10 protein-coding genes and 2 pseudogenes are annotated in these 9172 nt (G+C 63.3%); 7 read left to right on the forward strand and 5 right to left on the reverse strand.

Annotated elements, in window-relative coordinates; translation table 11 throughout:
• Positions 1 to 1592: condensation domain-containing protein (locus AC3XYG_RS41160; protein ID WP_489145709.1), on the reverse strand; the 1592-nt coding region annotated here is incomplete at its 3' end.
• Here AC3XYG_RS41160 and AC3XYG_RS41165 point away from each other — a divergent pair.
• Positions 1578 to 1712 (forward strand): hypothetical protein, encoded by a 135-nt coding sequence (locus AC3XYG_RS41165; RefSeq protein WP_489145710.1) that lies wholly within the window; start codon positions 1578 to 1580, stop codon positions 1710 to 1712. The genes AC3XYG_RS41160 and AC3XYG_RS41165 overlap by 15 nt on opposite strands.
• Positions 1713 to 2704: 992 nt before the next feature.
• Entirely contained in the window at positions 2705 to 3694 is a 990-nt protein-coding gene (locus tag AC3XYG_RS41170; protein WP_489145711.1) for a cupin-like domain-containing protein, read from the forward strand.
• Between the two features lie 13 nt (positions 3695 to 3707).
• Here AC3XYG_RS41170 and AC3XYG_RS41175 read toward each other — a convergent pair whose 3' ends face one another.
• The gene (locus AC3XYG_RS41175; protein ID WP_489145712.1) at positions 3708 to 4340 is read right to left on the reverse strand and encodes a transposase family protein; all 633 of its coding nucleotides are present in this window, start codon (positions 4338 to 4340) and stop codon (positions 3708 to 3710) included.
• Between AC3XYG_RS41175 and AC3XYG_RS41180 the strand changes: the two genes are divergently transcribed.
• From AC3XYG_RS41180 to AC3XYG_RS41190, 3 genes and pseudogenes are all read left to right on the forward strand, one after another.
• Positions 4245 to 4439: a hypothetical protein gene (locus AC3XYG_RS41180; protein WP_489145717.1), complete on the forward strand. Its 195-nt coding sequence runs from the start codon at positions 4245 to 4247 to the stop codon at positions 4437 to 4439. The genes AC3XYG_RS41175 and AC3XYG_RS41180 overlap by 96 nt on opposite strands.
• The gene (locus tag AC3XYG_RS41185; RefSeq protein ID WP_489145713.1) at positions 4379 to 4768 is read left to right on the forward strand and encodes a tyrosine-type recombinase/integrase; all 390 of its coding nucleotides are present in this window, start codon (positions 4379 to 4381) and stop codon (positions 4766 to 4768) included. Before AC3XYG_RS41180 ends, AC3XYG_RS41185 begins: the two co-directional genes overlap by 61 nt.
• A 7-nt stretch (positions 4769 to 4775) precedes the next feature.
• Positions 4776 to 5995, forward strand: a pseudogene (locus AC3XYG_RS41190) (IS91 family transposase).
• A 574-nt stretch (positions 5996 to 6569) separates the two neighbouring features.
• On the opposite strand, the gene AC3XYG_RS41195 reads toward AC3XYG_RS41190, so the two are convergent.
• Both AC3XYG_RS41195 and AC3XYG_RS41200 read right to left on the reverse strand, forming a co-directional pair.
• On the reverse strand, positions 6570 to 6698 hold the full coding sequence (locus tag AC3XYG_RS41195) for a hypothetical protein (protein ID WP_489145714.1): 129 nt from the start codon (positions 6696 to 6698) through the stop codon (positions 6570 to 6572).
• A gap of 69 nt (positions 6699 to 6767) precedes the next feature.
• On the reverse strand, positions 6768 to 7868 hold the full coding sequence (locus tag AC3XYG_RS41200; RefSeq protein WP_489145718.1) for an alpha/beta fold hydrolase: 1101 nt from the start codon (positions 7866 to 7868) through the stop codon (positions 6768 to 6770).
• 31 nt (positions 7869 to 7899) lie between these two features.
• Between AC3XYG_RS41200 and AC3XYG_RS41205 the strand changes: the two are divergent.
• Both AC3XYG_RS41205 and AC3XYG_RS41210 read left to right on the forward strand, forming a co-directional pair.
• Positions 7900 to 8043, forward strand: a pseudogene (locus AC3XYG_RS41205) (helix-turn-helix domain-containing protein); the annotation flags it as partial.
• A gap of 34 nt (positions 8044 to 8077) precedes the next feature.
• Entirely contained in the window at positions 8078 to 8632 is a 555-nt protein-coding gene (locus tag AC3XYG_RS41210) for a LysR substrate-binding domain-containing protein (RefSeq protein ID WP_489145715.1), read from the forward strand.
• Here the strand turns inward: AC3XYG_RS41210 and AC3XYG_RS41215 are convergent.
• Positions 8605 to 9009: a cupin domain-containing protein gene (locus AC3XYG_RS41215; protein ID WP_489145716.1), complete on the reverse strand. Its 405-nt coding sequence runs from the start codon at positions 9007 to 9009 to the stop codon at positions 8605 to 8607. The genes AC3XYG_RS41210 and AC3XYG_RS41215 overlap by 28 nt on opposite strands.
• Positions 9010 to 9172: the final 163 nt, after the last annotated feature.

The raw sequence follows: 9172 nt of genomic DNA on the forward strand, positions 1-9172 counted from the left end.
CCCGTCTTCAGGATCGCCAGCAGCCCCACCACCATCGCCACCGAACGCTCCAGGCACAGCCCGACCAGCGTCTCAGGCCCTGCCCCCAGCCCGATCAGACGATGCGACAACCGGTTCGCTCGAGCGTTGAGTTCGGCGTAGCTGAGGAGTTCGTCCTCGAACACCAGCGCCGTGGCGTCCGGCGTCCGGGCCGCCTGCGCCTCGAACAGCGCCGGCAGCGTTGTGGTCGGCACGGGCTGCGCCGTGTCGGTCCACTCCACCAGGATCTGCCGCCGCTCCTCCGCCTCCAGCACCTCGATGCTGCCGATCCGACGACCAGGATCGGCGACGACGGCATCGAGCAAGCGGATGAGGCGTCCCTGATGCGCAGCCACCTCCGCCGCATCGTAGAGCGCTGCATTGGCATTGACGGCGATCCCGAGACTATGGCTGGGACCGCGGTCGAAGACGTAGATATCGAGGTCGCGGGATGGGCCGTTCGCCAGGTTGCGCGCGCTCGTCTCATGACCGGCGAAACGAAGCTCGTAATCGAAGGGCTCGATGTTGACCGTGGTGGCATACATTTGCCGGTCAGTTCCCAGCCCGAGGTCCCGCCGCAGATCCTCCGACCGATAGCGCTGATGCCGCAGAGCCCGACTGAGCTCCCGGCTGACCTGACCCAGAAGATCCTTCAAAGTCAGCTCGGGCCCCACTGCCAAGCGCAGCGGCACCACGTTCGAGACCGTACCGGTGATGATCCGCATCGCGCGGCCTGTCCGCGCGGTGACCGGAGAGCCTACGACAAGGTCAGCCGTACCGGTCATTCGGTGGAGATAGGTCACGGCCAGGGCGGTCAGCAGCTGCGGCAGAGTGGTGCCGGCATCGCGCGCGAGCACCCGCAGCGCGGTGCTGGTCTCCGGCGACAGACGAGTCTGGCGACGCAGAATGCCGCTGGCCGGCATTCTGCGTCCTGCGAGGCTCACCGGATCCGGCCGGTCGGCAAAGCGCTCCTGCCAGTATCGCCGGTCCCGGAGGAAGACCTCTGAAATCCGATACTCGGCATCCGCCGCGAGCAGGTCCTGGAACGAGCCGAACGGGCTCGGCCCCGGCTCTCGCCCTTCGACCGTCGCCGTGTAGACGTCGGCCAGCCGGCGCGCGATCAACCCACCGCCGAAACCGTCCATGATCAGGTGATGATTGCGTTGGTACCAAAAGAACCGGTTGGAGCCGGCTCGGAACAGGGCGTACCCGAAGAGCGGGCCGCCAATCAGGTCACTCGGCTTCGCCAGGTCAGCCTGCATCCAGCTCTCGGCCGCCGCCTGAGGATCAGGTTCGCCGCTGATATCGATCACTGGAAATGGCCAGTCGGCAGTCCTGTCCAGGATCTGTCGCGGCCCGTCACCGTCGTCGTTGATGAATCGGAGGTGCAGGCTTTCGGCCTCGCCCACCACCTGCCGTAGCGCCACCTCGAACAGAACAGGATCGACCGGTCCGTGGATCTCCAGATACTCGGCGATATTGTACTGCGCCGTTCCGGGAGTCAGCGTCTCCGCCAGCCAGATCTCCGACTGCGCCGTCGTCAGCGGAAAATGCGTCTGATGCATATCGTTCATGGCGAATGGATTCCCGACTCAAAATTTGACGCTGGCGGCGTGGCCGATGCGACAGGCGAGGATAAACATGCCAAAAAAGTAAAACCGGGCGACGCAGGGAAGGCGGTGGCAGCCCTGTAGCGCCCACCCAAAACAGCCCCGATGCGCCGTTTCCGATCGCCACCACCGTGGCGTTCGAGAACGGCGCCAGCTCAGCGTCGCATCGATCCCTCTGAGATCGTTGCGACCCTCTCCTGGAATCACCGGATGAAGTCGGCGCAGCACGAACCAATATCGCAGCGCCTCTTTCTCTCCCTGCTTCTTAGCCACGATGGCCGTCGGAGCCATTGGTAGCGGCGAGAACTTGACATTGTTCGCGCCGACTACTCGCAACACTGACTTCTCACCCATGCCGACATACGGCCAGACCGGCAAGACGCAATAGCTAAAAATTTATCGAAAATCTCTACAACTCACTTACAGTCGGAAGCCTATATGGGCTCTGGAGCCTATGCAAGGGTCGTTGTCGCGTAATGGACGGATAGCGTTATTACAATAATTTGGTTCTTTTCTTCATCCGTGCGAATCATGATGTGAGTTGGGGCTCTCGGGGGAGAGGATTCGCATCCGATGGCCAGCCGACGGTGACAAGGCTGGCCGAGGATTGCGGCGTGCTGCTGCGCCAAACCGTGCGCCCTGCTATAGTCAAAGCGCGCCGGGCCACACGCGAAGCGTCTGGCAACCCGGCGGGTCTGCGCCCGCCTGTTGCCGCGCTGGGTCACATGGTGGGGAAGCCCCGGAAACACCGCACGCGCCAGGCGAGCCGTGACCCCTCCCATGCAGGCCGTCTCAGCCAATACCATCGAACCCTATTTGTGCACTGTCCCCGAATTACTAGATCCAAAGCCCCGATGCACCTATCCCCTTTGAGATATCCGGGCTAAACTCGATTGTCTCACTCCAGGGGCGCAGTCCATAATCCTCAAGTGCACTGGACCGTAATCCCTAGACGCAAGGTTGCATCGGCAATCCATGGCCGATAATATTCGTTTTCGCTCGGCTCGGGTTCTTGCCCCCGAGATGGATTGTGCCTGATATTCAAATCGGAAATTGCAGCTAACGCAGGTACCGCTATGAGCGTTCAACAGATCCCGCGCGTTGCCGGACTCTCTCGAGAAGAGTTTTATACAAATTACGTCGAACAAAATCGGCCGGTTGTTTTGAAAGACGCAGCATCCGATTGGCCTGCCATATCGAAATGGACTTCCGAGTATCTCGCCAGAAGCGGTGGAGATCAGGCCGTCCAGCTCTGGAGCATCGATCCTCGAAAACCTCCAGCGCACAGTTATATTAGAGCCGAGAGTACATTGCGTGAATATATTGCACGGTTACCTGCTGCCGCCAGGGGCGATCCCTACTTGGCGGAGCAGCCACTTAAGAAATTGTTCCCGGATTTATTGTCCGACATCGGCACGATGCGTTACAGCCAGAGTCATCCTTCTAATCTATCCATCATGGTGAGTTCGAAATCCGTGGCAGCGCTCCACTATCATCCGCACTTGGAAGCGATTTCTCACCAAATTGCTGGAACCCGGCACTTCATATTGCTTCCGCCAACAGAAACTTCCCGGTTGGATCCGGGGCCGGTTATGAGTCCCCTGTGGAATTTTGGGCGACGCGTCATCAAAGAAGACGAAATTGAATCTATGCATGAAGAAGTGTTCGAGACGACACTTACCTCTGGTGAGGCAATTTTTATACCGCTTCATTGGTGGCATACGGTGTTTGCAGGAGCGGGATTGAGCATTTTGCTCTGTGATTTCTTCGAGTATCCGCATGCACGGCCACCGCAAAGCGAAATCTCTGATCGAGTAGAACAAATGCGCGCGGCCTGCCGTGAATCCATTGCCGCTTGCGAAGCTAGCCTGCAGAGCGTATCGAGCTTGGAGGACAGGACTCCTTACTTTGAGCACATCATTTCTTGTTGCCGCGCAATCAATGACAAGAAGAAAGAGCGACAGATGCTTATCGCGGCGCTGTCCGCTCTACCCGAAACCGCAGGACGACGCAGTGAGATACAGAGTCGCTTAGACGAGTTGGCATCCGGGCGTGTTTCGAGCTAGGGCCTGTTAAGAATCACCGCGAATGGATGACGGCGGCGGCGAGATGGATCATGGCGGCGAAGCTCTGATCGGTCTTGTCGCTGCGCATGGCGAAGCATTTGAATTCTTTGAGTTTGCGGAAGAAGTTCTCGATCAGGTGACGCCATTTGTAAATCTCCAGGTCGATCTGAAGCGGTGCCACGCGGTGCGGACGCTGGGAGATCACGATCTTGGCGCGGCGTTCATTCAGCTCAGCGACGATCCAATTCGAGTCGAAGGCCTCGTCGGCGATGAGGCCTTCGAACGCGAGATTTTCGATCGGTGGCGCGACGCCCACCGTATCGAAGCGCTGGCCCGGTAGCAGGACAAACCGGACCAAGTTGCCGAGCCCGTCGTGAGCGCCAGGATCTTCGTCGTCCAGCCGCCCTTGGACTTGCCTATGGCCTGGCTTTGAATTCCCCTTTTGCGCCCTGGCCGTGACGGTGAACCTTGACGATGGTGGCGTCGACCATGGCGTCAGCTTGAGTTCTATGTCCGGAAACTCGCGAAGAACGACGTCCGTCTCGCCTCGATCACGCAGGAGCTCGGCGACGATCCGATGAGCAACATGATCCGGCAGATCATGGCGCTGTTCGACGAGTACCGATCGAAAGAGAATGGGAAGCACACCCCGCGGGCAATGAAGGAGAATGCGCGCCAGGGATATTGGAATGGCGCCCGGCCGCCGATTGGCTACCGCTATGTCATGCTCGCGCCCGACTCCTGAAGCTGCTGCGCGCCTGGTGGCGCGAGGCCAAGCCCAGGGGCTGGCTGTTCCCCGGCCGCGATCCGGCCCAGCCGATCACCACCCGCCAGCTCAACCGCGCCTGCCATGTCGCGGCGGCCACTGCGGCGCTCGACAAGCGCGTGTCGCTGCACACCTTGCGCCCCTCCTTCGCCACCCATCTGCTCGAGCGCAAGACTGACATCCGCGTCATCCAAGTCCTGCTCGGCCACAAGAAGCTCGACACCACCGCGCTCTACACCCGGGTGGCGCTGAAGACCCTCGGCGCGGTCAAGAGCCCGCTCGCCCATCTCAGGCCGCCGCCGGCCTGAGCTGCCCATGCCGCGGCCATCCCTGGAGGTGGCCGACATCCTGCGCACCCATGGCGAGGCCTTCCGCCATGCCGGGCATCTGAGCCTCGGCCAGCTTAAGGTCATGTCGGCCATCGAGGCCTGCCACACCGCCGTGCTCGGCGGCCACGTCGCGCGCTGCGACGACTGCCGGCACCTGGTGGTCAGCTACAACTCGTGCCGCAACCGCCACTGCCCCAAACGCCAGGGCGCCGCGGCCTGGGCCTGGCTCGCCGAGCGCGAGGCCGATCTCCTGCCGGTGCCGTACTTCCACGTCGTCTTCACCCTGCCGTCCCCGGTCGCCGCCATCGCCTTCCACGACAAGGCCGTGCTCTACGACCTGCTGTTCAAGGCGGCGGCCGAGACGCTCCAGACCATCGCCGCCGATCCCAGGCATCTCGGCGCCCGTATCGGCCTGGTCGCCGTGTTGCACAGCTGGGGCTCGGCCCTCACCCACCATCCCCATGTCCACTGCATCGTCCCCGGCGGCGGACTCGCCCCCGATGGCCAGCGCTGGGTCGCTTGCCGGCCCGGCTTCTTCCTGCCGGTGCGGGTGCTCTCGCGCCTGTTCCGCCGGCTCTTCCTGGAGAAGCTCGCCGCCGCCCACGGCCGGCTCGGCTTCTTCGGCGACCTTGCCCCTCTGGCCGAGCCCGACACCTTCGCCGCCCACCTGGCCCCACTGCGCCGCGCCGAATGGGTCGTCTACGCCAAGCAACCCTTCGGTGGGCCGGCCGCCGTCCTCGCCTACCTCGCCCGCTACACCCACCGCACCGCCATCGCCAACAGCCGCCTCGTCAGCATGGACGATCACGCCATCCGCTTCCACTGCAAGGACTACCGCACCACCGACCCCGCCACCGGCGCGGTCAAGCTCAAGACCATGAGCCTCACCCCCGACGAGTTCCTGCGCCGCTTCCTGCTGCATGTCCTGCCCCAAGGCTTCCACCGCATCCGCCATTACGGCCGCTGGCCAAGGGCTCCCACGCGATCGATCTCGACCGCCTCCGGGCTCTGATCGCCACCCAGACCGGCAATGAGCCCGTCGCGCCGGCCGACGACGAGCGCGAACCAGCCGAGGCCGAGCCGGAGACCTCGACCCTGCCGGCCTGCCCCTGCTGCGGCGGCCGCATGCGCATCATCGAGCGCTTCGGCCCCGGCCGCTCCCCGTGCACCGCCGCCGGCCTCCCACTCTGGTTCGACACCTCATGAGCGCCGCCGTGCCGACACGCCCGAGCCTGAACCGCCGTCATCCTTCGGTCGCGGCTCCGGTCCGGCTGCGCCTCACGCCGCCGACAGCCGCCAAACCCCTCGTTCTCTCGCCTCTGCCTCAGGCTCAGCCCGCGCCGAGACCGCTCCGGACATCTCCGACCGGCTCTGCCGGCCGCCGTCGCAGACCGCACGCCAACCGCTCGGGAGCCGGCGCCGACCGATATCCCCATAGCCTCGCCTCAGCCTGCCGGCACCCCTCGGGCTGACCGCGGCTTCCTCCCCTGAAGGCCTTCGGACGCCGGACCCGCTCCCGGCTCAACCTCCCGCGCCAGGGCCGGCATCCGAAGCCCTAAACATATCCGGACATCGCCGTCGCTCCTCTAAACCGGACACAGGAAGGAAGCCCCATGCGAACAGCGCGAGGAAGACGGGCGCCACCGATCCGAACACCTCGGCGACGCCTGCGGGCAGGAAATGCGTTTCCCCAGATCGCCGGCGTCCGGCTGCCTATCAGCATGACCGGTCCCAGGACTGCAACGCTGCCGAGTTCGCGCCAGGACGCAGGCCGACGACGCTAGCGCCACGCCGCGAGCGGCAGGATCAGGATCGCCGCGATGCCGAACCGCAGCGTCGCCAGCATGACCGGGTGGAACGCCTCGCCGCCCACCTTGAACGCGAGGAATTCAGGCCGTTCTACAGCCACTGATAGCCACGCCGACTATGATGAGCCCGTAACCGATCGTGCCGGGCGCTCGGCGATCCGCGGTGCCCGCTAAAGGCTCTTGGCCCGCAACCAGTCGCGGATAACCGCAGTGAGTTCGGCCTTGCACTCCAATGGCAGCCAGTGGGCTCCGGGCAGGCTCGTCACCGTGAGGTCCGCGCACGCCGCACGCATGGGGTCGCCCAAGCGATTGCCGTCGATGGTGTTGATCTGGTCGTAGGTGCCATTGACGAACAGCACCGGTTGCGACAGCCGGCCGCCGTCTGGCGCCTCGCGGGCGTAGGCGATATTGGCCTCATCGTTGAGATACCACGAGCAGGGCGGGCGAAATCCGTGGGCGTCGAACACCCGCACGAGCGTTTCGAAGTCCGCCGTGGGCCAGAGAGCCGGATCGGTCGAGGTTGGAGGTGCGCGATGCGCGGCGCCGAAGCGTCCCCCCTTGCGCGTGACGCTGGCATTGGCCGCAGGCTTGCCGATACTCGCAGGATCACCCGGACGGAATATCGAGGCCAGGGAGGACGCCTTGTCCGCATTCAGGTCAGCGATCGCCGACGCGAAATGCGTGGTGTAGTAGCGGTAGTAATCCCACTGGCCGTCCGGATACTGGTCGGCTGGGTAGATGCGCCGGTCGACCAGCGGAACGAGCGTCGGCAAGGCGTTCGCGTCGGCGAAGTACGGAACCGACACCAGCGCGGCGCCCCGGCTTCGCCGGGGTTCATGCGCGACCAACGAGCCGACGATAACGCTTCCCCAATCATGGCCGACCCAGATCGCGGGCTTGCCACCAAGATGGTCATGGAGCGCAGCCATATCCGCCACGACCTCCCGGTTGCTGTAGGCCTCGGTGGCCGCCGGGGCGGAGGACCCTCCATAGCCGCGCATGTCGGGAGCGATGCAGCGCCAACCCTCGGCGGCGAACGCGGTCATCTGCGCGCGCCAGATCAGACTGAGTTCCGGCCAGCCGTGAAGCAGCATCAACAGCGGCCCGTCGGCCGGTCCGCTCTCGAGATAGTGCGTCGTATGGCGAGGCGTGTTGAACGTACGCGAGACTGGTGCAGGCAAGCCTGTTCCCCATGCGATGCTCGGCAAGGCGGCGACCGCGCCAATCCCGAGAAGGATGGAACGGCGAAGCAAAACTTCAAGGTAGTCCATGCGCAAGCAGGACGTTATCTAAGGCGTGCCTGTGTTCGTCGCCAACGCGGAAGCGGGTAGCTTTTCTGAAACCGGCAGGCGCCTCGGCATATCGCCTTCGGCGATCAGCCAAGCGATCCGCGGGCTTGAGGAGCGGCTCGGGGCAGCGTCGTTCCATCGATCTACCAGGAGCTTGAGCCTGACGGACGTTTGGCAGCGACTATCTGCTCATGGCGGCTCCTGCTCCGTCTCAGTTGAGGCGCGCCGCCGACGAAGCGGCGGAACGCGGCGGACGTGTCGCCGGACCGCTGCACCTCACCACACCACTCGCGCCCTTCGACCTGCTCCTCGCTCCGGCTTTGGTGGCGTTGCAGAACAACTACCCGGACGTGGGGTTGGAGATCGCGGTCGAAGCGAGTCTGATCGACATCGTCAAGCAAGGCAACGATGCCGGACTACGCTACGGCAACTGCCTCGCCAAGGACATGGTGGCCGTGCTCGTGGTGCCGGCGTCGCAAGCGGTTCTCGTCGCCTCGCCGGCAGTCCGCCGCCGCCAGGATATCGTCCGAGATCACGTTGACCGCGAAGTCCAGCGACTTTCCGTCATTGGCCTCAACACGGAAGTGGCGCCTTCCGCTGTGCTTAGAACAGGAAGAAAACATCCCCAAGAAACCACAAGAGACAGGAGAACGGCACGACCATCATCCGCAGCAGGCCCCAAGACCCCTGCTCGCCGCTCGTATCCTTGCAGACTAGATCATTTAATTTCGGTCGTCAGTGGTTGATCATCGCTATCCACCACGATTACCGCAAGCAGCTTGGCTGGCTCGTTCTCACTGGCGTTGCGACTAACACGATGAATCGAACCAGGCTCTTCGACAAAGCTCTCGCCAGAGTGATAGATCCGCTTCGGCCCGTCATCCACTTGTGACTCTATGGCCCCTGATACGACATAGGCATATATGAAGGCAGATTTTGCGTGCTTGTACGATGGCAATGCTCCGCCCGGAGCATAATCAATGACGACAGCGATCAATGACTTGCCAGGGATGTTGGGGACGGCCTGATTGAAGTTCGGTGTGATTGTTTCGCCCGAGCCGCCGGCCACTGCCGGCATCGCGATGGCGAGGCCAGCCGCAACGATGAGAGATTTGAGAGTCATGGTGGGTGTGCTCCTTGTCCTCCGCCAAGATCTGCCTCCCGTAGGGTCATGAAAAGCACCAGGATTCGACAAAATTTGTGTACCACGGTGCTATGACCGAACGACTCTCCCTAACGCTCGACCGATCGGCAAAGACTTCGCTGGCCGAACAGATCCGCAAGGG

Source organism: Inquilinus sp. (genome assembly GCF_057815775.1).

What these genes read in the sequence shown, in the direction of transcription:
- AC3XYG_RS41200 (WP_489145718.1), bottom strand. Translation starts at nt 7,868, where the DNA reads ATGGACTACCTTGAAGTTTTGCTTCGCCGTTCCATCCTTCTCGGGATT.
- AC3XYG_RS41215 (WP_489145716.1), bottom strand. Translation starts at nt 9,009, where the DNA reads ATGACTCTCAAATCTCTCATCGTTGCGGCTGGCCTCGCCATCGCGATG.
- AC3XYG_RS41210 (WP_489145715.1), top strand. Translation starts at nt 8,078, where the DNA reads ATGGCGGCTCCTGCTCCGTCTCAGTTGAGGCGCGCCGCCGACGAAGCG.
- AC3XYG_RS41165 (WP_489145710.1), top strand. Translation starts at nt 1,578, where the DNA reads ATGCATATCGTTCATGGCGAATGGATTCCCGACTCAAAATTTGACGCT.
- AC3XYG_RS41170 (WP_489145711.1), top strand. Translation starts at nt 2,705, where the DNA reads ATGAGCGTTCAACAGATCCCGCGCGTTGCCGGACTCTCTCGAGAAGAG.